We start from the raw sequence: 1,786 nt of genomic DNA on the forward strand, positions 1-1,786 counted from the left end.
TCACGTCGTGCGCGATCTGCGGCTCGGATCTACATCTCTACGACGGCTTTATGCCCGGCATGGAAGCCGGCGACATCATGGGCCACGAATTCATGGGCGAAGTCGCGGAGGTCGGCAAGGGCAACACGGCGCTCAAAGTAGGCGACCGGGTCGTCGTGCCGTTCACGATCATCTGTGGCGAATGCGAGCAGTGCAAGCGCGGCAATTTTTCCGTCTGCGAACGGAGCAACCGCAACAAGGATGTCGCCGACAAGGTGTTCGGCCACACCACCGCCGGCCTCTTCGGCTATACGCATCTGACGGGCGGCTACGCTGGCGGCCAAGCCGAGTATGTGCGCGTCCCGTACGCGGACCGCACCCACGTGAAGATTCCAGATGGGCTCACCGACGAGCAAGTGCTTTTCCTCGGCGACATCTTCCCGACCGGGTGGCAGGCAGCGGTGCAATGCGACATCGAGCCGACCGACACGGTAGCGATCTGGGGCGCGGGGCCTGTCGGGCAGATGGCGATCCGTAGCGCCGTGCTCTTGGGCGCGAAGCAGGTGATTGCCATCGACTGCGTGCCTGAGCGGCTTGCGATGGCCCGCGCGGGCGGCGCCGTCGCGATCGACTTCAAAGAAGAGAGCGTTCTTGAACGGCTTAAGGAGCTGACGCACGGCAAGGGCCCGGAGAAGTGCATCGACGCGGTGGGCATGGAGTCGCATGCCACGCGTTCCATCGATGCGATATATGACCGCGCCAAACAGGCCGTGATGCTCGAAACGGACCGGCCGCACGTGCTACGCGAAATGATTTATGTATGCCGGCCTGCGGGCACGCTGTCGGTGCCGGGCGTCTACGGCGGGCTGATCGACAAGATCCCGTTCGGCGCCTCGATGAACAAGGGGCTCACGTGGCGCATGGGGCAGACGCACGTCAATCGCTGGACCGACGATCTCTTGCGGCGCATCCAGGAAGGCCAGATCGATCCTTCGTTCGTCATTACGCACACGATGTCGCTCGACGATGGGCCCGCGATGTACAAAAAATTTCGCGACAAGGAGGACGGCTGCATCAAGGTCGTCTTAAAGCCGTAAGGGCGAGCGCTCGCCTATTTGAGGCAAACGAAGCAATGAGGTGAAGCGATGGATAAAGCACTGCATCTCGGAAGTGATTCGGGTGAGAGCAACAGCGGCGGCGGCACACTGCGACCTGAGACGGTCGCGCGCGGGCTCGGCTGGTTCAGCATCGCGCTTGGGCTCGCGGAACTCGTCGCGCCGCGCGCGATGTCGCGGATAACCGGCGTCGACGACACCACCGCGCTCATGCGCCTCTATGGGCTGCGCGAACTTGCGTGCGGCATCGGGATCCTCACCTCGCGCGACGCCACGCCGTTCCTGTGGGCGCGCGTCGGCGGCGACGTGCTGGATCTCGGCACCCTCGCCGTTCAATCTAACAAGTCAAGCGCCGCCGACCGCGCCCGCGCGCTGCGCGCGGCTGTGAACGTAATGGGTGTCACGGCGCTCGACGTGTATGCAGCGCGCGGATCGAGCCGCGAACAGGTCGAAGCGCGACCAGCGCCGGTACGGGACTACAGCGCCCGCTCTGGCTTCCCGGCCGCGCCCGACACGATGCGCGGTGTCGCGCGCAAAGACTTTGAGACACCGCGCGACATGCGCGCGCCCGACGCGCTGCTGCCCTACACGCGCGGAGCCGGCCAAGGGGGCGCCGCTGCGAATGCATGAGCCGATATCGGTACGTGCCGCCTTGATGGGATCAAAGGGTAGGTCCAAGACTGCTTAACCTG

Annotated in this window: 2 protein-coding genes; both read left to right on the forward strand. The window is 64.6% G+C overall.

Annotated elements, in window-relative coordinates; genetic code table 11:
• On the forward strand, positions 1–1,076 hold a 1,076-nt coding region (locus AWB66_RS32415; protein ID WP_087634042.1), incomplete at its 5' end, for a zinc-dependent alcohol dehydrogenase.
• 48 nt (positions 1,077–1,124) lie between these two features.
• Positions 1,125–1,724: a hypothetical protein gene (locus tag AWB66_RS32420; protein ID WP_235021358.1), complete on the forward strand. Its 600-nt coding sequence runs from the start codon at positions 1,125–1,127 to the stop codon at positions 1,722–1,724.
• Positions 1,725–1,786: the final 62 nt, after the last annotated feature.

Source organism: Caballeronia telluris (genome assembly GCF_001544495.1).
GTDB lineage: Bacteria > Pseudomonadota > Gammaproteobacteria > Burkholderiales > Burkholderiaceae > Caballeronia > Caballeronia telluris.

Excerpts from the sequence above, each read along its gene's own strand:
- AWB66_RS32420 (WP_235021358.1), top strand. The coding sequence starts at position 1,125 with ATGGATAAAGCACTGCATCTCGGAAGTGATTCGGGTGAGAGCAACAGC.